Origin of the sequence: Paenibacillus sp. ClWae2A (genome assembly GCF_032452295.1) — a bacterium.
Lineage (GTDB): Bacteria > Bacillota > Bacilli > Paenibacillales > Paenibacillaceae > Paenibacillus.
This window is the reverse complement of the sequence record NZ_JAULSQ010000003.1, coordinates 348,304-374,958: the sequence shown is the minus strand read 5'-3', so window position 1 is coordinate 374,958 and position 26,655 is coordinate 348,304. Positions and strand designations below refer to the sequence as shown.

The window sequence follows — 26,655 nt, the reverse complement described above, 5'->3', positions numbered from 1 at the left end:
GCTTTTTTCGTTTGTTCATCAAAATATTAACTTTTTCTCTCTATCGTTGTAAAAAGCTTGTAACTTTTAGTTGTGATCGGTCGTTTATAATTCAGTGTAGGTTGGAACAGATTTCTAATTTTAGGTTTTTTGAAGAAATGATCGGGATATCAAGAAAGGATGAGCGTGATTGCTGGCATGAAGAATTTATTTCTCAGAAAAAGACCTGCCAAGAGCCAGTCAGGCGATGAATATCAACAGGAGGAAGGGCAGCTGGAGGCATCGACGGTTTCGGGAAAAAATACATACAACAATGAACACGATCACCCGACGAGTGAACCTCCGTTACCTGAAAGTGAAATCGCTTCAGATGAAGTGGCTGCAGCTGCCGTCACTACCGTTGATGAACCCCAGAAGAAGATCAAACCAAAGAAGGATATTTTGCCCCCATATGATGGACCTGTACTGGAGGTGCGTAACGTGCATCGCAGTTTCCAGACAGGCAGTCGCATTATCCATGTGCTCAAAGGCATTGATATGGAAGTGAATCCGCAACAATTGGTCATGCTGAAGGGGCGATCAGGCTCAGGCAAAACAACGCTGCTGAATATGCTCGGTGGACTGGATCAGCCTTCAAGTGGAGAGATTCTGTTCTCTGGTCAGCCTCTTCAGGATTGGGGAGACCGACGGCGGACCGCTTTGCGGCGCAAGGAGATCGGTTTTATTTTTCAGGCATATGCACTCATGCCCTTATTATCTGCTTGGGAAAATGTAGAACTGTCGCTGCGCATGGCGGATGTACCGCGGGCGGAGTGGAAGGACAGGGTTGGTCACTGTCTGGATCTGGTTGGATTATCCAAACGGGTGAAGCACCGACCTTTCGAGATGTCCGGGGGAGAGCAACAGCGGGTGGCTATAGCCAAGGCGATTGCCCATAGACCCAGATTGTTGCTTGCGGATGAGCCTACAGCGGAACTGGATTCCAAGATGGGCGCTCAGGTCATGGCCGTATTCCGCAATATTATTGAAGTAGAACAAGTAACGATATGTATGACTACACACGATCCTACAATTTTGGAGGTTGCGGACCATGTTTATGAAATGGCGGACGGCAGATTTATCAAGTAAAGGGGCCGCTCCGAAGAGGGGGAAACGCGCAGCACTTATTGTACTTGGTGCGATAATGGTTGCAACGATGTCCGGCTGCTCATTGCTGCCGTCAGAAACAGAGGAAGAAGTGCTTCCGCCAATTACGCCGCCAACAATCTCCAAGAAACCGGAATATGAGGTCCGGACGGAAACGTTGGAGAAAAGAGTAAGTGGCAGCGGCAAGATGATGAGTCAGCGGGAAGAGAAGGTGTACTTCACGCTCGATGGTATGCATATCAAAGAGTTAAATGTTAAACCAGGGGATAAAGTGAAAAAGGGCCAACTTCTCGCTGTGCTCGATGTGGAGAGTGTAGAGAAGGAGATCCGTGGCAAGAAACTGGCTATTCGCAAGTCCGAAGTTCAAATGAAGGAAACACTCCGCAAGAAGGATGAGATGGACCCGGTAGAGTTCGAAGAATCAACGATTGCGTTTGAAGAACTACGCCAGGAACTCGCTGATCTGGAGGAACAACTGGGCAAAGCCACGTTGACAGCTCCGTTTGGTGGCACCGTTATTGCTGTGCAGGTAGAGAAGGGTGCAGCCGTGAAAGCGTATGATCCGATTGCTACGATTGCGGATACATCCAATCTGGTTGTGGCAGCTACCTTTGCCAAGGAAGATCTGGAGAAGTTCTCAGCCGGGATGAAGGCAGAAGTAGATATTAATGGAGCTGGTAAAGTAGCTGGCAAAATTAAAGTCATGCCTATCGCGGAAGCATCGGGAAGCGGCAGTGGCGAAGGAGCGGGGGAAGGCGGGACGCCTCCAACCAAGGAAACGCTGGATAAGTATGTTATCGTTACCCTTGCAAAAATGCCAAAAGGTGTGGAACGTGGCACACCACTATCGGTCTCGATTGTGACGCAGCGTACCGAGAACGCAATTGTGATTCCTGTATCCGCTTTACGCTCCATCGGTTCAAGAACGTACGTACAAGTCGTGGAGAGCGATGGCAGCAAGCGTGAAGTGGACGTTGAAGTTGGACAGCAGACATCGACAGATGTCGAGATTCTGAAAGGTCTGACCGTAGGCCAGAAAGTAGTGGGACGCTAATGGGGCTGCCATTGCTTCGGCTGCTGTTCCGCAAAATGTGGAACACGCGCTGGATGACCTTCAGCACACTGATCGGATTGATTGTGGCGGTAGCGTTCACCGTCAGTATTCCAATGTATGCCGATGGTGCGTTGAAACGGGTCGTCGCGCAAACGCTGCAGGATAACAGTGAAGGGTTGCCAGCCGGTTCCTTGCTTATGAGTTATCAGGCACCTGGTGGGGTGAAGACAGACACTCGGGGTCTGGACGAAGTAGATCGTTATATTCGTGAGGATGTTCCTCGCGATATTGGTTTTCCTTTTCATACGTATGTTAATTCGAGATCCATTCGCAGCACAGAGGTGAGCCCGGAAGATCCAACCAAAGTGGATGCCAGCAGGGCGCGCAGTATGAGTCTGGGTACGATGAGTGGGCTGGATGCACAGGTGAATTACTCTGCCGGGGTGAAACCTGGAAACCAAGTCAAAGATGACACGATCGAGGCAGTCATGTTGGAAGAGGGCATGTACCGTAACGATCTGCATATCGGTGACATTCTGGAATATCCGGTGTATAGCGGTCTTGATATCACGTTACGTGTGAAGATTACGGGGTCCTTCAAGGCAGATGATCCGAACAGCCCTTACTGGGTACAGGGATTTGATGGCATGATGAATGGACTTTATGTGGATGAATCCGTTTTTAATGATGTCTTACTGAAGGAAAAAGGCATTCCACTTCAAAATTCACGTTGGTATTTTGCCTTTGATCTGAAAGAAATTCAAACCAGCCAGTTATCAGGTCTGACTTCCGTTCTGGAAAGGCTGGATATCGATCTGTATCAGCGATTGAAAGATACGAAAGTGGACATCACCTTTGGTGATCTGCTCAAGCAGTTCCGCAGTCAGAGTCTGCAACTGCAAACAATGTTGTTTACCTTGGCAGCACCGATGATTGCGATGGTCTTTTATTTTATTGCGATGAACGCCAGACAGTCATTACAGAAGCAGGAGAGTGATATTGCGGTATTGCGCAGCCGTGGAGCTTCAGCTCGGCAGATCTTCTCTCTCTACCTGCTTGAAGGCATATTTCTGGGCGCTATTGCCCTGGTTATTGGGCCGTTGCTCGGTTGGTTTATGGCCAAGAGCATTGGTTCAGCAAGTGGTTTTCTCTCGTTCGTAGATCGGAAGTCTATTCCAATCGGTGTATCAAAAGAAGCTATTCTCCTGGGGGTAGCAGCGGTCCTTGTTGCGATCATCGCATCACTTATCCCTGCGATAACCTATGCCCGGGCAACCATTGTATCTGCCAAACGGCGGCAAGCACGAACAGACCGCGCTCCGGTATGGCAACGCTGGTTCCTGGACGTTGTGTTGCTGGGTCTGGCTGGATATGGATACTACCTGTTCTATGAACGTCAGATGTTGACCTTCCAGACGGGAATGACAACCGATCAGTTGCAGGTACAGCCGTTTCTGTTCTTTGTACCGGCACTCGCGATTTTTGCGCTTGGACTATTCTTCCTGCGCTTGTTCCCGTGGATATTGAAACTTATTCAGTTAATCGGTCGCAAGTTTCTCCCTGTCCCGTTGTATCTGACATTAACACAGTTATCGCGTTCATCTTCTTCATATTATCCGCTGATGATCCTCCTTGTACTGACACTGGGACTTGGGGTGTACAACTCGGCTGCGGCCCGGACGATTGATCTGAATTCCACTGAACGTACCTTGTACCGTTATGGTTCTGATGTGATTATGCAGACTGTGTGGGAAGGAACACCTGAGGTTAAACCCGGTGGTTCCGGACAGAATGGCGGTACGGGTGGAGGTCAACAAGGTGGAGGCAATGGAGGAGGAGGTCCTGCTGGTGGGGGTTCCGGCGGAGGCAATGGAGGAGGAGGTGCTCCAGGTGGTGGCGGCGGTTCTTCGCAGCCATCCAAAGTCATCTACTCCGAACCTCCATTCGAAGTGTTCCGCAGATTAGACGGGGTTGAACATGCAGCAAGAGTTCTGCAGACCAAAGGCAATATTATCGTCTCTGGTAAATCGGGCGGACAGGGGATGCTGGTCGGAATTGATAATGTGGACTTTGCTCAAGTGGCGTGGTTCCGCAACGATCTGTTCCCGGCACATCCATATAAGTACCTTGACTTGCTTGGTAAATATGAAGGGGCTGTATTGATCTCTTCCAAATTTGCTGACAAGTTCAAACTCAAAACTGGAGATCTCGTCTCAATGGGTGTACAGGGACAGGCGATTGAATTCGTAGTCTTTGGGATCATTCCTTACTGGCCAGCCCAGTATCCGGATCAGATGCCATTTTTCGTGGCGAATCTGGATTATATCTATGATCAGGTGCCTCTGATTCCTTATGAGGTATGGCTGAAAATGGAACCGGATGCCAAAGTGGCTCCATTAATGGAGAAACTTGCAGCAGAAGGCATTGAGTTATCTTCTGTGCGTGACGTACGCACCGAATTGGTATCTCAGGGTAAACACCCGTCAAGAGGTGGTGTATTCGGGATACTGAGCCTTGGATTCCTGGTATCGGTTATTATCTCGTTGATTGGATACGTACTGTACTGGTTCTTCAACTTGTCTGGACGTGTTGTGCAGTTTGGTGTATTACGGGCCATGGGGTTATCCCGGGCACAACTGAGCGGTATGCTGCTGCTGGAACAGGTGTTCACAGCGGGGCTGTCGATCCTGCTAGGTATTGGGATTGGTCAGGTATCCAGTCGTTTATTCCTGCCATTCCTGCAAACGACGGATAATGTATCTGCTCAGGTACCTCCATTCCGGATTGTGTTTGAACAGCAAGATATGTTGCAACTGTATGGGGTCACTGTGGTGATGCTGGTCATTGGTGCAACGATGTTGCTCTGGCAGATTCGCAGGCTGCGGGTTCACCAGGCGGTCAAAATGGGAGAGGAGAGGTAAACGTGATCCAATGCGAAGGACTTGTCAAAATTTTTAAATCCAGCGATGTGGAAGTCGTTGCCCTTCAGGGTCTCAACCTGACTGTCAATCAAGGTGAAATGATGGCCATCATCGGTAACAGCGGTAGCGGTAAATCCACGCTGCTGAATATTCTGGGCGGGCTTGATCGTCCTACGGCTGGTACGGCTGTTGTGGGAGACTGGGATTTGCTCAAGATGACAGATGCCCAATTGGTCGAATACAAACGTCATACAGTAGGTTTTATCTGGCAAAATAACGGTCGTAACTTGCTGCCTTATCTCACTGCTCTGGAAAATGTGGAGACTCCCATGATTCTGGGAGGCAAGCGCGATCGTGCTTACGCGAAACAGTTGCTTGAATGGGTAGGCCTTAAGGATCGGATGCATAACAAATTGCATCAATTGTCAGGAGGAGAGCAGCAACGGGTAGCGATAGCGATTTCATTATCCAATCGTCCCAAAATTCTGCTTGCAGATGAACCAACCGGTTCGGTCGATTCCGAGACATGTGATACCATCATGGGCATTTTCCGAAGAATGAACAAGGAACTTGGCGTTACGATTGTCATCGTTACCCATGACTTGACACTTGCTGGCAAGGTAGACCGGATCGTTGCGATCCGGGACGGCTTGACCAGTACCGAGTTTGTAAAGCGCAATCCGAATTTGGACGATGAGCATAGCTTGTCCGAAGCGGGTATGCCGGACATTCACGAAGCATTTGTCATTATTGACCGTGCAGGGCGGCTTCAGGTGCCAAAAGAGTATCTGGAGGCCTTATCCATTGATAACCGGGCTACATTGGAATTTGACGGTGAACGTATTGTTATTACACCGCCAAGATAATTAATGAGGGGGAATTGGAAGATGAAGAACAGGTTGTGGGGAAAACGTGTGCTGGCTGTCATCGCTACAGCAACGCTGGCACTGCCTCTAATTGCAGGATGTACGGCAAGTGAAGCTAAGGATACGGAGCAACGTGTATTACGTGTGGCTACAATGTGGGGAGGGCAAGACGATAGTTATTTCCGTCAGCAATTCACCGATGCTTTTGAATTGACACATCCCAATGTAACTATTGAGATTGTAGCTGCTGTTGATCAGAGTAGCATGTATGGGTATGGCAATACCGAAGAACAGCAGGAAGTTCCGGATACGATGGAAAGTCTGAAGAAGATTATGACTGGTGATAATCCGGTTGACGTCATCGTGGCAGATACCTCTACTGTCAAATCATTAATTCAGGAGAATCTAGTGAAACAGCTAGACCCATTAATGCAAGAAGACAAGTTTGATACGACAGACATTGTTCCTAGTGTGCTGGAGGGTATCAAAGATCTGGGGGATCAGAGCATCTATGCATTGACACCAACGTTCTCCTCTTCGGCTTTGTTCTATAACAAGGGCATGTTTGAAAAAGCAGGCGTGGAACCGCCAACGGACAATATGACTTGGGACGATATCTTCAATCTGGGTACCCGACTTACTAAAGGCGAGGGTAAAGATCACGTATTTGGTTTTACCTTCACGACATATCAGGGTGGTTCGCCTTACTACTCCATGCAGCAGTACTACAGTGCGTTGCAGCTGAAGACGTTTGATGACAAAGCAGAGAAGATGACCGTAGATTCTCCTCAATGGGAGAAAGTGTGGAGCACCATCAGCAAACTGGCCATTGACAAAGTTATCCCTAAAGGCGACGAACCGCAGGATCAGAATCCGAATGGACGTTATGATCCAGTACAGGGTGACCTGTTCCTGAGCGGCAAGGCAGCCATGGCTATTGGTGATTACAGCTATATTAATCAATTAATTGATGCCAATAAAAATGCGGATAAAATGAAAGACTTTACGAAAGTGGATTGGGATGTGGTAACACCTCCAGTTCACCCGGAAGCTCCTGAAATTGGAGGTAGCATCTACCTGAGCAATCTCATGGCAATCAATAGTGCGGCTCAGAACCCGGATGATGCGTGGGAACTGATCAAGTACATGAACAGTGAAGATTGGGCTAAAATCAAGGCGCGTAGCAGCTATGAGATGGTATCCCGGAAGAGCTTCATCAAGCCAAAAGATGGCTTGGATTACAACATTCAAGCATTCTATTCTTTGAAGCCGATTCCGCCAACCAATACCAACCTGGATAAAATGTATCAAAAATCCCCAGGCTTATGGCAAGTAAATGAAAAAGGGATGGAGTATTTCAACCAAGTACTCGCGAACAAAAAGACACCAAAAGAAGCGCTTGGTGAGTGGGCAGCTAAAGGAAACGAGATGCTGGAGAAATTGAAAAAGGATCCCAAAGCTACGTTTGAATGAGATATGAAGAAGTAGCCATATCATAAGTTATGGATAGCCGCTGAAGATTTTAATCTTTGGCGGCTATTTTTATGAAAATGGGGTATTCTACAAAAAGCAGGAATAAATGACGACTCCGGAAAGGACGAGCGGTATGCACTGGGTATATTTCAGCAAGTTGTATGCAACCAAATTTCAAGCAGGATGTCTGGCCAAGCGTATGGAGCAGGACGGGTGGATTTACGGTCATAATGAACCAGCTGAAGTGGAAGTTTATCGATCACGTAAAGGACGTTATGGTGTACGTTTTATTCCCTGACATTACCCCTTGACTTATTAGGATAGAATGGTGTATATTAATTAAGTCGCTGTTTTAATATTTCTTACTGACGCGGGGTGGAGCAGCCCGGTAGCTCGTCGGGCTCATAACCCGAAGGCCGCAGGTTCAAATCCTGCCCCCGCAATTTAGTTTCACTTGGATGATTCACAGCCATCATCTGCACGTTATACATTATGTCTAGGGCCCTTAGCTCAGTTGGTTAGAGCGGTCGGCTCATAACCGATTGGTCACAGGTTCGAGTCCTGTAGGGCCCATACTCTTAAAACCCTTGCCTAGCAAGGGTTTTTTTCTGTCTGCATGTAAGCTCTGGGGTAAAAGGTATCTTGTTCATGGTGTCTTTCTAGTATGCCCTTTTTTTCGAATCACGATGTATGTCCATGCCATATCTCAAATCTCGCATATACTACCTTATCCCAACCCATAGGAGGTAGATTTCATGAGTCAATTTCTTGATGCAAGAACATCTCAGAATGCGAGTTTGGCTAACTCTATTGCAATACCAATCCTGGTTATTAACACACCACAATTATTCGGTCAGATTGGTCTGCAAACAGCAGGAGCAGGGGCAAACCCACGGGTACAATTCTCGGGTACGGTATCACTGCAACTGCCATTGGCACTAGTAGGTGTAACTATTACGATCGTAAGGGGAACTTTGTCAACCGACCCCGTTATCTACTCGGCAACGTCTACGTTCAGCTTGAGTGTTCTGGCCCCTCAGGTTATTACGTTCTCCGCGAGTGATTTCAATCCACCGATCACGCCTCAATTGACGTACACTGCATTTATCAGCTCCAACTTGCTCGGAACGATCCGTGTAGGCCCTGAGAACTTTGACGGAGCCGTGTATTCCGACTAATGTTGAGTTGTCCTTGCCTAAGTAAACTAGATCAATAGTCTTCTTAAATGAAAGGCCTCAAGGACCTGCCCTCAAAAGCAGGTTTTTTTCTTGTTGAAGGGGAAAACTGAACTTCATCGAGCAGGTAGGGTTCTATGATATAATGCATTACAGAGATTGAATGGTATTGGATATCAAATAGTACGTGAACATCTGAGAAACGTATGAAATTAGTGATAGAAAGCAGGTTTCCGTTTAATGACGTCAAATGAAAGTCAACGTTTTCGTTACAGTGAAGCTCCGGTCTGGGATTGGCAGAGAGCTTATTATGAACAGAAGGGACTGCAAGCTTGGACAGAGAACCAAGTCCCTCAATATATTACGAGTAATCCGATGATTGCCACGGCGTATGCAGAGATGATTTTTGGCTTTCTTCAGGACCTCTCGAACAAAGGAAAGATCAGCGAGACCGTAACCATTCTTGAACTTGGAGCGGGTGTAGGGCGTTTGGCACATCAAATTCTCCTGAAACTGCTTGAGTTAAAGGAATTTGCTGCAATACAGTTACCGCCTTTCAGATATGTGATGACAGATCTCGTAGCGGAGAATGTGCTGGGTTGGCAGGAGCATCCATCCATGCAATCCTTTATTCAACAAGGTATTGTGGATTTTGCACGTTTTGATGCTGTAGCGGATACGGAATTGAATCTGGTCGTTGCAGGCACGGTTATTCGGCCCGGTGATCTGAAACAACCGTTGTTGTTGATTGCCAATTACTTTTTTGACAGCATTCCGCAGGAATTAATCTACATTGGGGATGGCGAGATCTATGAGTGTGATCTGCTGGTTCAGTCTCCGGATCGTCGTCTTGATCTTGAGCCCGCAGAGATGCTGAAGAACATGACACTGAGTTATGAGTATCGCCGAGCGCCGGAATACAGTGCGGATAACTATCCGTACCAGGAGCTTATCACATTGTACAAAGAGGAACTGGAGGATTCGCACATTCTTTTCCCTGCAATTGGGTTGTCCTGTCTCGAACGGTTGAACAAGCTGTCACAGTCAGGTTATGTGTTGATTACCGCTGATAAAGGGGATCATCGCCTGGATAATTGGAAGTTCGCAGAGCCACCTGAATTTGTTCTTCACGGGAGTTTTTCTCTAACCGCTAACTACCATGCCATTCAATATGTCTTGGAACAACAGGGTGCCCATACACGATTCACAACACATCATTATAAAGATCTGAATGTTGGGTGCATGTTGATGGTGGACGAACCCATCAGTTATGTGAACACACGTCTGGGCTACCATCGATTTGTTGAACGCTTTGGACCGGATGACTTTTTCAGTATGAAACAATGGGTAGACCAACGGATCGAAAGTATGGAGTTGAAGCATATTTTGCCGTTTTGGCGTCTGGGTGGATATGATGCCGAGTTCTTGATCCACAGTGCGACGCACATTTCCAGTCTTCTTCCTGATGCAAGTGATGAGGAAATGCTCGATATTCAGTCTGGTATTCATACGATGTGGTCGTCATACTATGTGATGGAGCAGCAAGGGGGGCTCGCATTTCTGGCAGGGCAGCTATTATATGAGATGTATATGTATGAGGATGCGAAACGGTTTCTGGAGATATCATTGGTTGCAGATCCGAGTAACCATAATCCAGCCGTCTTATACGATTTGGCTGTGTGCTGTTATGAACTTGAACTTGAAGAAGAAACCTTGTCCTATACCCATAAAGTACTGGCTCTGGAACCTGATCATGAAGAGGCAGGGGATTTACTGAGGAGTTTCGAGTGATATTTTTATAGGAAAAAACAGTACGGCTCCGTATGAAAACGGGGGTGTGCTGTTTTTTCGTATTGGACCGAAATAAGCCCGGATACAAATTAAAGAATATAATTCTTTAATTTACATAATGCCCCATTATAGATATACTTTTCATATAATCTAATTCAATATTTTAAGGAGGATATTTAAATGAAGAGTAAATTAGTTTTAATTTTTACGTTTTGTCTCGTGTTTCTGATTCCTTCAGAATTAGCAGAAGGAAAACCAAGCCAGGTCGGTTCGAGTGGTTTGTATGAAGTTAGTACCGGAGTATCGTTATATGCCGAAATACAAGGAATAAAACATTCTTTTCCCACGGTAGTTTTTATTAGTGGGTATGGAGATAGTTCAACGATCTGGTCGGGAGTTCAATCTGAGATAGCAAAGCATACTTTGACAGTATCTTATGATCGTGCTGGACTTGGACTTAGCGGAGACACAAATAAAGATAAAACGACGAAACAACAAGTGAAAGAATTGCATAAGTTGCTAAGAAAAGCGAATATACCTGGTCCATATTTACTGGTTGGACATAGTATTGGTGGTTTGAATGTCAGAGCATTTGCTGATCGTTATACTTCTGAAGTGGCTGGCGCAGTTCTGATAGACTCTTCTCATGAAAATCAGGAAGAGGCAATTTTGGCAACATTGCCACCAGAGATTATAGACTTATACAAGTCGCAGTTTTCAACAGAGGGTGACTATACGGAAGTGACAAAAAGCTTTTCATTTGTTGGTAAAATACGGGAAAATGATGCATTGCGCCATACTCCATTAACGGTGATTTCAGCGACGGAACACGGAATGGGTCCTGAGATGGAAGTGAAGTGGGCAGAATTGCAAGAAGACCTGGCTACTCTATCCGATAAAGCCAATCATATTACCGTCGAAGGTTCTGGCCATTACGTACATTTAGAGAATCCTGCACTTGTTATAGATGAGATTATTTCGTTGCTTAGGGATTGAAGTAGTTGGATAAAGAGAAGTGATACTAGGATTAATATGCATGGACGATGTTGTTTGATTATCAAAATTGAAACTTATGTTCTTTTTAATCATATTAATGGGATATTCAACCAATCATCTATTTTAACAGCAAAGGAGACAAAGACATGAGAAAAGCCTTATCCGTTGCATTATATCCATTAATGTGGGTTGTGGGTGCATTTAGCGTTCTGTCTGTTAATGCAAACAGTGCGGCAGGAAGCGCCCTCTTTGTGAAAGATATCGCTACAGATCGAAGCTATGATGGGCAGGCTATATATGATAGTATTGAACGTAGAAATGCCTAACTACATATCATTGAACTGTAAAGGTAATTGTGTCGTCGAGCCATAACATGAGAACCAATTACTCTTGAAGCGAAGTACGGTGAGCAGGAGTTCTGTCCGTACAACCTTTAAGCCGGTGTCGTACCTTATTCAGGTATGAACCGGCTTTTATTTATGAATGGGGGATGCCAGATGAAGATTGTGATAGGACAACCGAGGCTGGAACAGCACCTGCTGCAGCTTGAAGCCGAACTCAAGCAACACCCTGATGCGAATGTATTAATTTTTCCTGAAGGATATCTGAACCAGAATGTAGAAGACGCTTGCCGCCTGGCGGCTGAATATGGAACCATGATCGTATCAGGTCATCGCAGGTTGCACGAACGTCCAAAGGACCGATCGATTATCATCAGTAAGGCTGGAGAGATTGTATTGGAGAAAGCTAAATATACACCTGCTGAGGCGGTTGAGGAACAGGGTTGGGTAATAAGCACTTTGTTGTGTGATGAGCTGGTCCTGCAAGGATTTCGCAACGAGAATATAGGAAATGTGGATATTGTGATGCATTCCATTGGTGTGGGTATGTTCAGTGAAGAGCAATACAGTGAGTGGGTCAAAGAGGCTCGGCAGATCGCCTTGCAGCATCAATGTATTGTCATGGGGACAAGCCATGCGGATGGTTCGTACCGTGATAGCGAGATCTCCATTCCAATCGCCTATTGTATAATACCTGATGGAGAGGTTGTTCTGGCATCCCGAAGTGATACACGTACTTGTACAATCCTTCTGGATAGAGGAAATACAGACCCTTCACCTCAGGAGTCAAAAGAAAAACAACTGAAAATCTCCATCGCCCCATCCGGTTAAATCAACGGGTATGAATCCCAGATGAATGGGCTGTTGAACTTGCCAATTCGCCCTGTCACTTGCACGGAATACGCATATGTTATGGCATACCTTGAAATTCAAAGGAGGCCAATCAAATGAGTCAAGTTGGATACGGTTGTTGTAATGTTGGTGGCGGATGGACTTCTACAAGTGCAATTCTCGTGCTTTTCATCCTGCTCGTGATCATCACAAAATCTTTCTGGCTGTAAGTCACGTATCGAAACGTGCAAACAGTGGCTCCGCTGAGACTTCAGCGGGGCTTTTCCTATTTATAAGAAGCAACATATGCCATCTATGACATTTGACAACTGAAAACAATGTGCTTAAAATCACATAAGAGACTATTAACAGAGATTGAAGGGATAGCAATGCCGTTTATTCGCTTTAAAGGATTCACAGGTCCTCAGCTAGAGGAAGTTGTACCTCAAATTACAGAGCAGATGGCCCTAATTACTCATATTCCAAGGGAGAGAATGAAGGCAGAGCGTCATGATGTACAAGCGCTAACACCTTCTCCGGCTTCTATAGAGATTCTGATGTTTCAACGTGACCAGGAAATTCATAATCGGATTGCATCGTCGGTGCAAGCTATTTTGGAAGAAGCATACATGCCGGATGTGCATATTTTCTTCAATATATTGTCACCTACTTTGTATTATAAAAAAGGCAAGCCGCTGACGGATTATCGATTGGATTGAGATTGAGATTGTAAGGGACGAGCAGAATGTTGCTCGTCTCTTTTGATTTACATATTTTTCGTATGTTTAGCAATGGGATGGTTCCTGTGAATCCTGCTCAACGATAATGAGCATATCGCAGACACAATAAACAAGGCTCCACCGATAAGGTATATCCATCGAACGCCCAGTTGATCGGCGACTAGACCAAAGATGACTATGGATACACTCATAACCGTGGATATCAAGACGCCATGTGTGGCGTATACCTTGGTTAGGGATTCGACAGGTACACTGTTCTGAAGCGTTGTCTGCTGAGCCACATCACGAATCTGATGAACTGGACCCATGAGTATGCATAACACCAGAGCGAGCCATGGCAGGTTGTTTAGACCATAAACGACGGTCAGCAGGCTGAAGAGAAGAGATCCCATGGTCATACTAGCGATTAGATGCTTCTGAATACGTTTGGCCAGTGCAAGAGCCAGAATACCTCCAAGCATGGTTCCAGCAGCATAACTCGAGTTCATGAGTCCCCACCAACCTTCTCCTCGTCCCAGAGCTTCTTTTGCAAAGGCTAGCGTAACAGCTCCGATCCAGATGGAACCCGCAAGAGCCTGGGCAATGTCCATCAGCGTAATCAGTCGTAGGGTTGGATTGTTCCAAAGAATACTCCAACCCTCCCTCAATACATTCCGCGATACAGCAGATTTCTGGGGTTGTTCTACATTCCGTGTGAGCGAGCCAAGGGCATTTAGGAAGATCAGAACGGCCCAGGACAGGCTTGTAGCTGCCCAGAAGGTCTGTGACGCCCCCCAGTTCATCACGGCGAATCCCGTCATGGCATAACCGACAATGGTTACAGTCTGATTGGAGAAAGATAGCAGGCTATTTGCTTTTATAAGGTCTTCACCTTGAACCAATCGTGGGGTTAAAGCCTTCAGTAACGGAGTTTCCCATCCGTCCAAAAAGGATAGTATAACCACTCCGATCAATAGAAGTGGCAGTTGTGAAATCAAGTGATTCAATGAAATGGCTATACAGGTCATGATGAATGTTTTGGCTATGGAAATGCTGATCAATAGTCTGGAGAATGGGAAACGGTTCACAAGTAATGGTAAAGTGAAACCTGCTATTGTGCGTGCAATGATCTGAATAAGTGGAAACATTGCAGCAGAGAGTACCGATCCAGTGTGACCGTATATAAACGTAGTAATGACCATGATATATATGACATTAATAAGCGAGAGCAGCGTTTTGGCGGCCCAGTATGGATAAAATGCGATGTTCATGCCAATGATGTCCTTTCCGAAACGATATATCTATATTACGGGCATTGTCATCATTGCACCACAAACAAAGTTATCATTTTCCCATCATTTCACCACAAAAAAACTGCCCAACAGGGCAGTCATCTACCAATGCCTATAGTTCATGCCATAGCGAGTGTAAAGGCGATAAGCAACATCAGCAGGCTGGTCGTTCTGACCATAGTCATATAAGGCCTGCTAGGTTCGTCTTTACCCCGGGAAATCCAGCCATAACGCAGATACCAGCCGAATTTTGGGAAACAGAGATTGATGATACAGAGTACCATGAATATAAAAAAGAGGGTTCTCATACCCATCTTCCTTTCTAACTTACATAACGGAGCTTATCTTAACGTTTGCGTCTGGTAAAAAAGACTACAATCAAAATAATAATGATGATAATTAACAAAAATTTCATGTATGTTCCTCCTGATGAGTAGTTAGGTTATTGTGGAATGTTAGTTATCAACTATTACCCAAGAACCACATGACTTGAATAACTATGTTACAATTAAAATATATTGAATTTATATCAACACATTCCGTCTGGTTAGTTTTATATCCCTTATAAACGATTGCAGAATATATAAACATTAACGTGTGTGAGATGAAGGAGGAAGGCATGAGCCAACATAATCAACTCCCATTACAATGGGAATTTATCATCTCGAAAGTAAAGTCCTCCGTGACGGTGGTCGATGCTACCTTGCCTGAACTTCCGCTCATGTATGTAAACGAACACTTTACACGGCTTACAGGATACACGTATGAAGAGTCTGTCGGACACAATTGCCGATTTTTGCAAGGACAGGATACAGACCCCGAAACAGTAATGCAGATTCGTGATGCAATAAAGAAACAACAGTCCATTAAGATTGATATCTTAAATTATACAAAAAGTGGTCAGAAGTTCTGGAACGAACTGAATATTGATCCGATCTTTAATGAATCCGGAGAGTGTTTATATTTTGTAGGCATTCAATATGATATTTCAGAACGGAAGTATGCCGAACAGCAGTTGAAGTTCGCAACTTCCATGGCTGAGATGAACAGCAGAGGGCAATTGGAATTCATCGGAAAGCTGAATCACGAGCTTCGTACCCCGCTTAACGGCATTATGGGCATGATCGAACTTGCTGGTATGGGTGAAACCACGGATGAGCAGAAAGAATATCTGGAGCTTGCACGTCAATCGAGTGAGGCACTGCTGAACATCGTTAACAATAGCCTGGATATGGCGAAGCTGGGCAGAGGCAAAATGGATGTTGAAAACATTGAATTTCAGCCGTTGAAGCTGATCCAACAGATTGTGAAGACACATGAGCCTGCGGCACGGAATAAACAAATACGTCTGCTCTGCCATGCTGATCTGAATGTTCCTGATGTGCTTATCGGTGATCCGCTAAGACTTCGACAGGTACTGGATAACTTGCTGAGTAATGCGATCAAGTTCACAGAACAGGGTGAAGTGCAGTTACAGGTGGATGTGAGGCAACAACTGATGGATACCGTTGTATTGGTATTCTCTGTGCGTGATACGGGAATCGGCATTCCTCAGCATCAGATCGAACAATTGTTTGATGCATTTACCCAAACCGACATCTCCCATGCGCGCCGATTTGGTGGAAGTGGGCTTGGTCTGACCATCTGCAAAGAACTGCTGGAACTGATGAATGGTCAGATTTCGGTGGAGAGTACCGAGGGGAAAGGTACACAGTTTGAGGTGACACTACCCTTGCTGCGCCAACAGGCCATTCCCAATGTAGGATAATCAATCTAGCAGGACAGCCGGCGGTCTCGGCTGTTTTTTTATTTTTATTGGATTGTTTTACGAACGGGCGTTCTGTTATAATGCAAGTGTTGAATGGGGGAGACACAGCATGAGTAAGAGACGCACAAGACGAAAACGCAAAGGCAAGCAAGGCTTCAAAAAGCAGGTTCTGACGCTGGTAGCGATGCTGCTGGTAGCCCTTTATGCCTGGGCTGGGGGAGAATGGCCGGATGAGATACCTAATCCATTCGGAGGGACAAATAAGAGTGTAGACCATACCATTACGTTCCCTTCAGAGCGTTATCCCGAAACAGCCAACCATATTAAAGCTGCTATCAAGGCAGGGCATTCGGATGTATGCACCATTGATCGTAATGGAGCCGAAGGCAATCGGGATTTATCACTCAAGGGTGTTCCGGTCAAAAAAGGTAAGGATCGCGACGAGTGGCCCATGGCGATGTGTGCTGAGGGAGGAACAGGTGCAGATATTCAGTATATTAGCCCAAAGGATAATCGCGGTGCAGGTTCATGGGTAGGGAATCAGTTAAGTACATATCCGGATGGAACACGAGTGAAGTTTGTAGTGAAGTAACAAGAGGATATGGGTTGACAGAAAAAAAGGATAGAAAGGCCTTTGTTGTGAGGCAGTGGCAGCTTGGTACAGGATAAGTAGAAGAGAAAAACCAGACGTTCATGCGTCTGGTTTTTTTTGGTATGAAGTGCTGGCATAAATAAATCTAGTTAACGTATTTATACGGGAACTGAGTTTCTAGGATTACAGATCCGACTATACGAGTTGCATTCCGCTTAAATGATGAGACCGGATGCTTAACAGGCGCGTAACATGTTCGACCTCATCAAACGGTATCCACAGACTTCCGTGAACGGTACGTAAGGAGAGAATGGATGTATCAGCGGTACGCTCGGGAAATCCGGTTACCGTCTGACCGCTTGTATTACGAACCATGATCTGTTGTTTGCGTCGGATGGCAATTTCTACCTCTTTTTTCATAAGTCATTGCTCCTGATTATGAGATGTTAAATCCATATGTCAATGTTTTCAATGGTTAATTTGTCTTCTTTATCTAGTCTATCAGAACTAGGTATAGATTTCCAGAAGAGAAATCAACATTCTTCTAGGTGATTTGTCTTAGCTGTGGATGATCCGTTTTTGAATGGGGATTACGGGGTTATATTAGGGTAAAAGGAGGGGAACGGAATGACACAATTGATTATTGGGCTGGCCCGTACCGAGAACGAGGCTATACTGATGCTGAATCAGGTGAAAGAGGAAGGCATCAAGGAAAAATATTTAGGAGCGGTGGCGAAGGAACAGCTTAATCTGGAACTGGTGAGCGAAAAGACGGGGCTGCCCAAACCTTTGAAGGGTGCCGGAACAGATGGTGCCTTTGGCGCTCTGCAAGGCATATTGGCTGGTCTGGGGAAGCGAATGGATCAGACGATGGCGATCGGTAATGCAGTGCGTAGACTCGCTGGTAATGAGATTGGGAGTGAGACCGATGATTTGGTGCTTACACTGACTGAAGCGGGGATCTCGGAGGAGGATGCGCGGTATTACGAAGATTGGCTGTTAAAGGACCATATCTTGGTTATCGTGGAGTGCAGTGAGGAAGAAGCGGCTCGTGTTCGACCTATTTTACTTTTTTAGTTTAATTTAAGGCTGATTTTAGGTTTCTTTAATGTTGGGGAGGTATTCTTATCTCACACCTCCCTTAATATAGATTGGTTTACCGGAAGTCCGGGACCGCAACTCGGACTTTCTAGGCACTGTGAGCTGACGCTTGCAGTGCCTGTTTCATTTATATAAGTTGAACCAAAGATTATTTACACTGACACTCCGATGACAGAATAACCTTCTAATCGCTGTTATCCCCAGATTTTTTCGATTCCCTTTTCTCAAGGGAAAATCCGGTGATAGCGTATGCTTCCGATGCAGCTTTCTTTCAGAAAGCTTTTAGGCGAACGCTTCGCTTTTTCAGTTTTTTCTGTCCTCTCCGTTATCGTGTAAATCATTAGTTAAACTTATATAGTTAGATTATTTTTAATAAAAGTGTTGCAAAGTTAATTAGTTCATGGTAAGATATTTCTTGTCGCCAAGAAATACATAATCCTGCCGGGGTGGCGGAATTGGCAGACGCACAGGACTTAAAATCCTGCGGTAGGTGACTACCGTACCGGTTCGATCCCGGTCCTCGGCATCTTAAAAAAAAAGATCGTATGACGCTTGTTAACCAAGCGTCATACGATCTTTTTTTGTGTTCTTTAATATGATTGTCACTTCATTGCAGACCACATCACCATGCAGTTCATAAACATAAACCCTGCATAATACATATCAGAAGGTACATTTATCTGACTTTTATGAAGAGACGGGACAATGGTGTATACTATCCATAGGCATATATTACCTTTACCTTGCTGAACGATATAAGTTCAACTACACATTTACACGATAACGGAGAGGACAGCTGTTGTTCTGTCATCGGAGTGCCCGTGTAAATAACCATATTTGAACTTATGTAGAGTCACAAAACCAATAAAACAATCTTATGGACGGAGGACTCAAGTTTATGTTGAAACAGCTTAAGCCATACAAGGTGTTACAGGAGCGCAGAATCGAAGAACTCAAATCGGATGCGTATCTGTTGGAACACCAGAAATCCGGAGCCAAAATTGTACTTTTGTCCAATCAGGACGACAACAAAGTATTCAGTATCGGTTTCCGCACACCTCCGGAAGATGATACAGGGGTAGCCCATATCCTCGAACACTCCGTGCTCTGTGGGTCCAAGAAATTTCCGGCCAAGGATTCTTTTGTTGAGTTGCTGAAAGGTTCATTGAATACATTCCTTAACGCCATGACGTATCCCGATAAGACGATCTACCCGATCGCAAGTCGTAATGATCATGACTTCCATAATCTGATGGATATATATCTGGATGCGGTATTAAATACAAATATTTATGAGAATGAAAAGATATTTTTGCAAGAAGGCTGGAACTACAACTTGACCTCTGCTGACGATGAGTTAACCTACAACGGAGTTGTATATAACGAGATGAAGGGAGCCTTTTCTTCACCGGAACGAATGGTGCGCAGAGAAGTGCTGAACTCCCTTTTCCCGGATACCACATACTCCTCCGAGTCTGGCGGATTCCCGGAAGCTATTCTGGATTTAACGTATCAGGGGCTGCTGGATTTCCACACGAGATACTACCATCCTTCCAACAGTTACATCTATCTCTACGGGGATATGGATATGGAAGAGAAGCTGCAATGGCTGGATGAAAACTATCTGAGTGCATATGATCGAATCGAGATTGATTCGGCCATTCAACTTCAACCTGCTTTTGCAGAACGGGTAGACACAGTTAAGACTTACTCTGCGGGAAGTACGGAATCGGAAGTGGATAACAGCTTCTTGACCTATAACGCGGTAATCGGCACAAGTCTGGACAAGGAACTGAACATTTCGTTCCAAATTTTGTTATACGCCTTGCTGAACGCTCCGGGAGCGGTACTGAAGCAGGCGTTGCTGGATAAGGGCATTGCGAAGGACGTCTACGGTTCGTATGATGACAGCCTGTATCAGCCTGTGTTCACGGTTGGACTGAAGAAGAGTAATTTGGCGAGCAAAGAGGATTTCCTGGGAACGGTCAAAGAAGTACTTGAGCGTGTGGTAAAAGAAGGTTTTGATCCTAAAGCGCTCCTCGCAGGGATTAACTCATATGAGTTCAATCACAGGGAAGCGGACTACGGCAGAATGCCGAAGGGCCTGATCTACGGATTCTCTTCCCTGCAAAGCTGGTTGTACGATGAGGAAGCACCTTTCACCCATTTGGAGGCTAATGACGTATTTGCTGAGCTGCGGACAAAAATGAACGAAGGTTACTTCGAGCAACTGATTGAGAAATATATTTTGCAAAACACACATACTTCCTTTGTAGCCCTGACACCGGACAAAGGGTTGAATTCACGCAAAGAAGAAGCGTTGAAAGAACGTCTGAAAACTATTCAAGCTGGTCTTAGTGAGGAAGAAGTTCAGACGTTGATTCAGAAAACAGAAGCACTTGCAGAGTATCAGAATACACCTTCAACCAAAGAACAGCAGCAGGTCATTCCGACGTTATCGATTGAAGATATTGAACCGAAGGCCTCTACGTTGCATCAAACGGTGAACCAGGTCGACGGCACAACCATTCTCCATCATAACCTCTACACCAACGGAATTGGTTATCTGAGACTGCTGTTTGATATCAAAGAAGTGCCACGTCATCTCCTGCCGTATGCAGGGTTGCTCAAGAATGTACTGGGTTACGTGGATACTCAAAACTACTCGTTCAATGAACTGTCCAATGAAATTCATATTCATTCAGGTGGTATTCATAGCGGGATAGGATCTTATGCTAACGCGCATAAACACAATGAATTCAAGGCTACCTATGAGTTCAACGCAAAAGTGTTGTATGACAAGCTTGGATTTGCCTTTGATATGATCAAAGAAATTGTGTTCACTTCCCAATTCGATAATTCGAAGCGGTTATATGAGATAATCTCTCAGATGAAAGGTAACCTGCAACGTAATCTGATCAATAGCGGACACTCTGCGGGAATTGGCCGATCTTCGTCCAAACATTCAGCGGTCGCGGATTTCAGGGAAGCCGTGAGTGGTATCGCGTTTTACCAGTGGTTAGAGGATCTTCAGGCGAATTTTGAGGCTAGAAAAGAAGAGTTATCTTCCAGTTTGCAAGTGTTGACGGGGTATATTTTCAGACCGGAGAACTTGCTTGTTAGTTACACTGCCGATGAGCAGGGATATGAAGGACTGGAACAACAGGTATCCGATCTGAAAGCGAAGCTGTTCACACATGAGGTTGCCAAAGAAGAGTTTACGTTCACACCGGCTACTCATAAGGAAGGATTCCGTTCCCCTTCAGAGGTGCAGTACGTGGTGCAAACGGGCAATTATATCGACAAAGGATATCAATACAGCGGTTCACTACGGGTTTTGCAGGGAATTCTGTCCTTGGATTACTTGTGGACCAATATCCGCGCCAAAGGTGGAGCTTATGGATGTATGTCAGGCTTCAGACGGAACGGAGACAGCTATGTTGCATCGTATCGTGATCCAAACCTGGATAAAACGTACAAAGTATATGAAGAAATACCGCAATATTTGAAAAATTTCCGGGCAGACGAGCGGGAAATGACGCGTTATATCATTGGTGCAATTCAGGATCTCGATACGCCGAGAACGCCTTATGGCGAAGGAGCATTCTCGCTGGAGTGTTATCTGTCGAATGTGACTGAAGCGGATCTGCAACAGGAACGTGACGAAGTGTTAAGCACGAAGGAAAGCGACATTATCGGTTTTGCTGAGCTTTTATCGGCCATACTTGAACAGCAACAGCGCTGTGTGATCGGTAATGAGAACAAGATTGAGGAACAGAAGCAAATGTTTGACGAGACGCTGGATTTAATTAAAAATTAAGCGTTAGTCTCGGCTTATTCCCCGATCGAATAGGCGTCAAACGCGAAAGGCACTTTTATGAGCTGGTTCAACAGCTTATAGAAGTGCCTTTTCTAGTGGGGAGGGACTGTCTCCATCCATATGATATGGAATGTGTGACACGCTGCGTTGTTCAGGTGACAGCGAGCATGTTGTATATTTTCAGGGTCCTCAGATCTTCCTTTGAGATTTTTAATTCATTATATAACTCCTGATTCTCGGGCAGCGGGGTTCTGGAGAATAACATTTTGAGTGCGATAGGCATGAAAGGTCTGAACGAGACACCAGCCATCAGTCCCCATTTTTTCTCCGATTCCTGAAAAGATGCCAAAATATTAATATATAGGTTCTCCAGCGGGGTGGCCTGATTTTTCAAAATCAGCGTGGTAAGCGTATCATAATGCTCGGTGTGGCCCCAATACATATTCTCGCACTCTTGGTAGTTCTCAAAATCCTTCACATTCATATACATCACGGTGCGATAACGGTTGGCATCCGACTGAGCCATCATGTCAATGACACAACGAATGAGACTGTTGTTACGCCCGTCATAGAAGTAAGAATAGAAACGGGTGGAGTTCTTGAAAAAGCTGGACGGGACCGCATTCATCAGGGGAGAAGCATGCCTTGGTTCTTGGTACAAGAGTTGCTCCACCTGGATGTTGAGTGCGTTCGCAATATGATGTAACGTCACCAGATCAAGTGTAATATCTCCGCTCTCATATTTGGATAACGTGCCCTTGCTCTTGAAGATCTGATCCGCAAGCTGTTGGATGGTCAGTCCCCGCCACTTCCGAAAGTTCCGTATTTTCTTGCCAACTTCCTGATTGATATTGTTCATAAACGCTTCTCCTTATGCAATGTTTCTTGAGAGTACGTGAAAATGATGAAAGTCATTCATAAAAATGATGTTATATGAGAAATATATCACTTTTTCACGGAAATACCTATTCTGGAGAAACAATTAACTTCATTTGTTTCGTCAGAATAGATTGTATTGCATTTGATGCAATTTCTACGTCATGGAATAATAGATGTATACGACATGAACCGACAATGAAAAGTTGAGTAGACAGAGGAGCAGAAGCTATGAAATATAACTTTAATGAGATTATAGACCGAACAGGAACAAATGCCATGAATACGGATGGTTTCCGTCAATATATTTTTAACGCCACAGAGGACATGACTTTTCCATTTAAAGATGAAGAATTCATTCGCATGTGGATTGCAGATATGGAATTTGCCACACCTCCCGAGATTCTGGATGCAGTTAAGGAGCGTCTGGACCGTAGAATCATGGGTTACTCCCAGGTGTTTGATCCGGCATATTACGAAGCTGTCTCGAATTGGATGAAAAGATACTATGATTGGTCCTTCCCAAAGGAGCATTTGGAGACCTCGAACGGGATCATCCCCGCTTTATATGAACTGGTGGAATATATCTGTCAATCGGATGAGAAAGTACTGATCGTGACCCCGTCTTATGGTTTCTTCAAGTCAGCTGCGGAGCATAATAATCTTGAACTGGTATGTTCAGATATGATCAACGAGCAGGGGCGTTACTCGATTGATTTTGAGGATTTTGAAGCCAAGGCCAAGGATGAGAAGGTAAGGGTATGTATTTTCTGCAACCCCCATAATCCGTCTGGACGTGTCTGGACAACCGAAGAGTTACAGCGTGTGGGTGAGATATGCCTGCGGAACAACGTATGGGTCATTTCGGATGAGATTCACTGTGATCTGCTGCGGACGGGTAAGAGACATACGCCACTTGCAAAGCTGTTCCCGGATACGGATCGAATCATTACATGCATGTCCCCGAGCAAAACATTCAACATGGCTGGTCTGATGTTCTCCAATGTCATCATTCCCAATGAGGCACTTCGAGACATCTGGCAGGCACGCCATTATGGTTTCAAAAACCCACTGAGCATTGCTGCCACGCAAGCGGCTTATGAAACGGGTGATGAATGGCTGAAACAATTAAAAGGTTATCTAGACGCCAATTTCGCATGCGTAGAACAGTATGTGAAGCAGCATCTGCCACTGGCTGTTTTTCACATTCCAGATGCCACATATCTGGCCTGGATTGATATCTCGGCATATGCTCCACAAAATGTAAGTTTACCTTTATTCTTCGCTGAGCAAGCGGGTGTGTTGCTCGAAGATGGTCATATGTTTGTAGCCAATGGTGAGGGTTGTATTCGGTTGAATCTGGCTTGTCCCCGTTCTGTCCTTCAGGAAGGGTTACAAAGAATCAGTAGTGTGCTTGTGAATGTAGTCGAAGAGGTGCCCGTTCAAGTGTAAATTCATCAAGTCATCACGCAACTGCGAGGTGGCTTTTTTGGATGAGTATACGGAATGTAGCAAGAATATGGTTTATTTCGAGGTGAACTTATACCCTGATGCGCAATTCTGGTCTGCTGTCCCCGGTTATGTTAAAATGGTGGATAGTCTATGAGTTGCATGACATGCGGCTCTCAGAAGGAAGAGCCCAGTAGTTGGGCTGAACGAAACTGCATTCATCAGGGGAAAGGAGCCTATACATATGTTTGGAAACGATTGGGACAAGGTGCTTCAGGAAGAGACGGAAGCCGAATATTTTAACAAGATTCGTTACGCCCTCGCCGCCGAGTACAAAACGCAGACGGTCTTTCCACCCAAAGAAGACCTGTTCTCCGCATTGAAGCTAACGCCATATCATGAGGTTAAGGCCGTTATTATTGGTCAGGACCCTTATCACGGAGCGGGTCAGGCTCATGGATTAAGCTTTTCGGTTAGACCGGGGGTACGTGTGCCTCCTTCTCTGAAAAATATATATAAGGAACTTCAGGCCGATCTGGACCTGCCGATTCCGAATCATGGATCTTTGGTCCATTGGGCACAGCAGGGAGTCCTGCTATTAAATGCCGTTCTGACGGTTCGTGAAGGTCAGCCTAACTCCCATCAGGCATTGGGCTGGCAGACGTTTACGGATGCTGTCATTCGCGCGCTGAATGAACGTTCAGAGCCGATGGTATATATGCTGTGGGGCAGTCATGCCCAGAAGAAAGGTGCATTTATTAACAGGGACAAGCACCTGGTACTGGAGTCTACACATCCGAGTCCGCTGGCTGCGCATCGTGGATTCCTCGGCAGTCGTCCCTTTTCCAAAGCCAATGACTTCTTGACCTCCAAAGGTATTGAACCGATCGATTGGAAGATACCTGAAAACTAGACAGATGGAGGTGAGAGCATTGCGACATTGGATAGGACGAAAAGTAGCGGTATATCGTGCAACAGGCATACGGGAGCCATTAAAGGGAACGCTGGTCGAGTGGGATGAAGAAGCGGAATGTGTACGAATCGGACCAAAACGGATTAAGGTATCGTTTGACAATATCGCAATGATCAGGCCTCTTCCCGAAGAGAGTCTTCCCTTAAAGAAAGCACGTTCTGAAGTGCACAAGGTTGGATATGTGATGAAAAAGGCGATTCAGTTCGAAAATGCGATCTATTTCAAGTCACAGGTTATGATCTGGCGCCGGGCCAAAATTGTAGCGTTATGCACGACGATTCTACGTCATGACGAGGATCAGGTTGAACTTGCAGATGGTCGGGTTCTTCGTAAGGACAAGCATATGTTTGTCGTACGTTCACGCCGTGGCATACGTTAGATATACGAAGATTTAATATTCATTTCATGCAAAAATCATACGGATTTAATGTTTGGTCTGTATATTAGGTAGTAACAACCCCTTCTAAATTGATGTGTATTGATATGGGAGCCCGGCCGGCTGCAAACGGTCGGGTATTTTTTTGTCCATTGGTTCTGTTAACCTGTTGTACATACCCATTACATTCATGTTGTATACTATTAAAATAGATCATGAGAAGGAGTGAAACCCAATGAAACGTATAGCTGTTTTTGCAGGCTCCAATCCGGGAAATCACCCCGATTATACAGAGAAGGCTGTTCAACTGGGCAAACAGATTGCCGATAGCGGGTATGCACTGGTCTATGGTGGTTCTTGCATGGGCTTGATGGGTGCAGTAGCCGATGCTGCTCTTGAGCAAGGGGGAGAAGTAATCGGGGTTATGCCTACCGGATTGTTCCGGGGCGAGGTTGTTCATGGAGGGCTCACCCAACTGATTGAAGTGGGAACCATGCATGAACGGAAGGCTACAATGGCCGAATTATCCGATGGATTCATTGCACTTCCCGGAGGTATGGGTACATTTGAAGAACTATTCGAGGTACTGTGCTGGGCACAGATCGGCATTCATCGTAAGCCTGTTGGCTTATTGAATGTCAACGGATATTATGGACCGCTGATGAAGATGGTAGAACATAGCGTACAGGAAGGATTCTCCAACACCTCGCATCTCAGTCTGTGGAGTCTGGAATCTGATCCGGCTGAACTCATCAAACGAATGTCATCCTATATTCCTGCGGAGTTGACTCAGAAGTGGTCACAACTCAACGGGAAATGAGTGCATAAGAAGACGGGCCTGAACCTACTCGTTCCTCGGGAGAATTTTCGATCTGCCCAAGCAAGTTGCGCTATCGGACATAGTCTATAGTGTACTTCGATGAAGAGGGGAGTGTCATTGATGAGCGAACTCAAAGGTACAGGTTACGGATATTGCGGAGGCTTCGGTGGTGGAGCATGGACATCGACAGGTGCAATTCTGGTATTGTTCATTCTGTTGGTTATTATCTCTCGCACATTCATTCTGTAATTCGGTCAGTATCCCAGGACGGGGATCACGCTGCAGAGGCAGCGCCC

Annotated in this window: 26 protein-coding genes and 3 tRNA genes; 25 read left to right on the top strand and 4 right to left on the bottom strand. The window is 45.5% G+C overall.

What is annotated here, in order from left to right:
- The first annotated feature begins 159 nt into the window (after nt 1–159).
- The 15 genes from QVE09_RS12945 to QVE09_RS12875 all read left to right on the top strand — a co-directional run bounded on the left by QVE09_RS12945 (nt 160) and on the right by QVE09_RS12875 (nt 13,292).
- Nucleotides 160–1,107 carry an ABC transporter ATP-binding protein gene (locus QVE09_RS12945; RefSeq protein WP_315937107.1) on the top strand — a complete coding sequence of 316 codons (948 nt, stop codon included), beginning with the start codon at nt 160–162 and terminating at the stop codon, nt 1,105–1,107.
- Complete coding sequence (locus QVE09_RS12940; RefSeq protein ID WP_315937106.1) at nt 1,070–2,179, top strand: efflux RND transporter periplasmic adaptor subunit; 1,110 nt, start codon at nt 1,070–1,072, stop codon at nt 2,177–2,179. The genes QVE09_RS12945 and QVE09_RS12940 overlap by 38 nt, the downstream gene beginning before the upstream one ends.
- Entirely contained in the window at nt 2,179–5,100 is a 2,922-nt protein-coding gene (locus QVE09_RS12935) for an ABC transporter permease (RefSeq protein ID WP_315937105.1), read from the top strand. The genes QVE09_RS12940 and QVE09_RS12935 overlap by 1 nt, the downstream gene beginning before the upstream one ends.
- Before the next feature lie 2 nt (nt 5,101–5,102).
- Nucleotides 5,103–5,966, top strand: coding sequence for an ABC transporter ATP-binding protein (locus tag QVE09_RS12930; RefSeq protein WP_145323112.1), 864 nt, complete (start codon nt 5,103–5,105; stop codon nt 5,964–5,966).
- Between the two features lie 21 nt (nt 5,967–5,987).
- Nucleotides 5,988–7,439 (top strand): ABC transporter substrate-binding protein, encoded by a 1,452-nt coding sequence (locus tag QVE09_RS12925; RefSeq protein WP_315937104.1) that lies wholly within the window; start codon nt 5,988–5,990, stop codon nt 7,437–7,439.
- A 106-nt stretch (nt 7,440–7,545) separates the two neighbouring features.
- A complete protein-coding gene (locus QVE09_RS12920) occupies nt 7,546–7,737 on the top strand; it encodes a hypothetical protein (RefSeq protein ID WP_047843730.1) in 192 nt (63 codons plus the stop codon).
- A gap of 71 nt (nt 7,738–7,808) precedes the next feature.
- Nucleotides 7,809–7,882, top strand: a tRNA-Met gene (locus QVE09_RS12915).
- A gap of 56 nt (nt 7,883–7,938) precedes the next feature.
- A tRNA-Ile gene (locus QVE09_RS12910) sits at nt 7,939–8,012 on the top strand.
- A gap of 182 nt (nt 8,013–8,194) precedes the next feature.
- Nucleotides 8,195–8,617, top strand: a complete 423-nt coding sequence (locus QVE09_RS12905; RefSeq protein WP_315937103.1) for a hypothetical protein — start codon at nt 8,195–8,197, stop codon at nt 8,615–8,617.
- Between the two features lie 237 nt (nt 8,618–8,854).
- Entirely contained in the window at nt 8,855–10,405 is a 1,551-nt protein-coding gene (locus QVE09_RS12900) for a tetratricopeptide repeat protein (RefSeq protein WP_315937102.1), read from the top strand.
- Between the two features lie 180 nt (nt 10,406–10,585).
- Nucleotides 10,586–11,401 (top strand): alpha/beta fold hydrolase, encoded by an 816-nt coding sequence (locus tag QVE09_RS12895; protein WP_315937101.1) that lies wholly within the window; start codon nt 10,586–10,588, stop codon nt 11,399–11,401.
- 146 nt (nt 11,402–11,547) lie between these two features.
- The gene (locus tag QVE09_RS12890) at nt 11,548–11,727 is read left to right on the top strand and encodes a hypothetical protein (protein WP_315937100.1); all 180 of its coding nucleotides are present in this window, start codon (nt 11,548–11,550) and stop codon (nt 11,725–11,727) included.
- Between the two features lie 171 nt (nt 11,728–11,898).
- The gene (locus QVE09_RS12885) at nt 11,899–12,573 is read left to right on the top strand and encodes a hypothetical protein (protein WP_315937099.1); all 675 of its coding nucleotides are present in this window, start codon (nt 11,899–11,901) and stop codon (nt 12,571–12,573) included.
- A 116-nt stretch (nt 12,574–12,689) separates the two neighbouring features.
- Nucleotides 12,690–12,803, top strand: coding sequence for a YjcZ family sporulation protein (locus tag QVE09_RS12880; protein WP_105410301.1), 114 nt, complete (start codon nt 12,690–12,692; stop codon nt 12,801–12,803).
- Nucleotides 12,804–12,962: 159 nt separating this feature from the next.
- The gene (locus tag QVE09_RS12875) at nt 12,963–13,292 is read left to right on the top strand and encodes a DUF1904 family protein (RefSeq protein ID WP_036614785.1); all 330 of its coding nucleotides are present in this window, start codon (nt 12,963–12,965) and stop codon (nt 13,290–13,292) included.
- A 47-nt stretch (nt 13,293–13,339) separates the two neighbouring features.
- On the opposite strand, the gene QVE09_RS12870 is transcribed toward QVE09_RS12875, so the two are convergent.
- Both QVE09_RS12870 and QVE09_RS12865 read right to left on the bottom strand, forming a co-directional pair.
- Complete coding sequence (locus tag QVE09_RS12870; RefSeq protein WP_315937098.1) at nt 13,340–14,563, bottom strand: MFS transporter; 1,224 nt, start codon at nt 14,561–14,563, stop codon at nt 13,340–13,342.
- Between the two features lie 140 nt (nt 14,564–14,703).
- Nucleotides 14,704–14,892, bottom strand: coding sequence for a DUF6199 family natural product biosynthesis protein (locus QVE09_RS12865; protein WP_017687350.1), 189 nt, complete (start codon nt 14,890–14,892; stop codon nt 14,704–14,706).
- Nucleotides 14,893–15,203: 311 nt separating this feature from the next.
- On the opposite strand from QVE09_RS12865, the gene QVE09_RS12860 reads away from it, so the two are divergent.
- Nucleotides 15,204–16,352 carry a sensor histidine kinase gene (locus tag QVE09_RS12860; RefSeq protein WP_315937097.1) on the top strand — a complete coding sequence of 383 codons (1,149 nt, stop codon included), beginning with the start codon at nt 15,204–15,206 and terminating at the stop codon, nt 16,350–16,352.
- Nucleotides 16,353–16,461: 109 nt separating this feature from the next.
- Nucleotides 16,462–16,944, top strand: coding sequence for a NucA/NucB deoxyribonuclease domain-containing protein (locus QVE09_RS12855; protein ID WP_315937096.1), 483 nt, complete (start codon nt 16,462–16,464; stop codon nt 16,942–16,944).
- A gap of 195 nt (nt 16,945–17,139) precedes the next feature.
- Here the strand turns inward: QVE09_RS12855 and QVE09_RS12850 are convergent, their stop codons facing one another.
- On the bottom strand, nt 17,140–17,364 hold the full coding sequence (locus QVE09_RS12850) for a hypothetical protein (RefSeq protein WP_017687353.1): 225 nt from the start codon (nt 17,362–17,364) through the stop codon (nt 17,140–17,142).
- Nucleotides 17,365–17,571: 207 nt separating this feature from the next.
- Here QVE09_RS12850 and QVE09_RS12845 point away from each other — a divergent pair, with 207 nt between their 5' ends.
- From QVE09_RS12845 to QVE09_RS12835, 3 genes are all read left to right on the top strand, one after another.
- Nucleotides 17,572–18,021 (top strand): hypothetical protein, encoded by a 450-nt coding sequence (locus tag QVE09_RS12845; RefSeq protein WP_315937095.1) that lies wholly within the window; start codon nt 17,572–17,574, stop codon nt 18,019–18,021.
- 464 nt (nt 18,022–18,485) lie between these two features.
- A tRNA-Leu gene (locus QVE09_RS12840) sits at nt 18,486–18,571 on the top strand.
- Nucleotides 18,572–18,943: 372 nt separating this feature from the next.
- Nucleotides 18,944–21,865, top strand: a complete 2,922-nt coding sequence (locus tag QVE09_RS12835; RefSeq protein ID WP_315937094.1) for an insulinase family protein — start codon at nt 18,944–18,946, stop codon at nt 21,863–21,865.
- Between the two features lie 151 nt (nt 21,866–22,016).
- Here QVE09_RS12835 and QVE09_RS12830 read toward each other — a convergent pair whose 3' ends face one another.
- On the bottom strand, nt 22,017–22,724 hold the full coding sequence (locus QVE09_RS12830) for a helix-turn-helix domain-containing protein (protein WP_017687366.1): 708 nt from the start codon (nt 22,722–22,724) through the stop codon (nt 22,017–22,019).
- Nucleotides 22,725–22,972: 248 nt separating this feature from the next.
- Here QVE09_RS12830 and QVE09_RS12825 point away from each other — a divergent pair, with 248 nt between their 5' ends.
- The 5 genes from QVE09_RS12825 to QVE09_RS12805 all read left to right on the top strand — a co-directional run bounded on the left by QVE09_RS12825 (nt 22,973) and on the right by QVE09_RS12805 (nt 26,608).
- The gene (locus tag QVE09_RS12825; protein WP_315937093.1) at nt 22,973–24,193 is read left to right on the top strand and encodes a MalY/PatB family protein; all 1,221 of its coding nucleotides are present in this window, start codon (nt 22,973–22,975) and stop codon (nt 24,191–24,193) included.
- A 241-nt stretch (nt 24,194–24,434) separates the two neighbouring features.
- Nucleotides 24,435–25,103 (top strand): uracil-DNA glycosylase, encoded by a 669-nt coding sequence (gene ung / locus QVE09_RS12820; RefSeq protein WP_315937092.1) that lies wholly within the window; start codon nt 24,435–24,437, stop codon nt 25,101–25,103.
- Between the two features lie 19 nt (nt 25,104–25,122).
- Nucleotides 25,123–25,542, top strand: coding sequence for a hypothetical protein (locus QVE09_RS12815; protein WP_315937091.1), 420 nt, complete (start codon nt 25,123–25,125; stop codon nt 25,540–25,542).
- Between the two features lie 232 nt (nt 25,543–25,774).
- The gene (locus QVE09_RS12810) at nt 25,775–26,359 is read left to right on the top strand and encodes an LOG family protein (protein ID WP_315937090.1); all 585 of its coding nucleotides are present in this window, start codon (nt 25,775–25,777) and stop codon (nt 26,357–26,359) included.
- A gap of 120 nt (nt 26,360–26,479) precedes the next feature.
- Nucleotides 26,480–26,608: a hypothetical protein gene (locus tag QVE09_RS12805; protein ID WP_255319930.1), complete on the top strand. Its 129-nt coding sequence runs from the start codon at nt 26,480–26,482 to the stop codon at nt 26,606–26,608.
- The last annotated feature ends 47 nt before the right edge of the window (nt 26,609–26,655 follow it).